1 protein-coding gene is annotated in these 240 nt (G+C 37.9%); it reads left to right on the top strand.

Annotated features, from left to right (window positions below):
- Positions 1–177 (top strand): cob(I)yrinic acid a,c-diamide adenosyltransferase (locus AOA60_RS13865; protein WP_218240654.1); only part of this gene is annotated, 177 nt, incomplete at its 5' end.
- Between the last annotated feature and the right edge of the window lie 63 nt (positions 178–240).

Below are 240 nucleotides of genomic sequence, written 5' to 3'. Positions count from 1 at the left end.
ACCTTAGTCTATACAGGAAATGGAAAGGGAAAAACAACGTCTGCATTAGGACTAGCTTTAAGGGCGATAGGTAGAGATTTTAACGTGAAAATATTCCAATTTATAAAATCCCCTGAGAGATCCTATGGAGAAAAAATTGCATTGGAAAAACTAGGAGTGGATATGATTCAACTTTGAATTGGCTTTACATGGACCAAAACTCCAGAAGAACATAGAGAGGCTTTGAGAAAAGGGTGGCCT

It is taken from the genome of Pseudomonas sp. 2822-17 (assembly GCF_002742485.1).
Taxonomy (GTDB): Bacteria; Pseudomonadota; Gammaproteobacteria; order Pseudomonadales; family Pseudomonadaceae; genus Aquipseudomonas; species Aquipseudomonas cyclaminis.
Note: the sequence above shows the minus strand (reverse complement) of the source record. Positions and strands in the feature narration are given on the sequence as shown.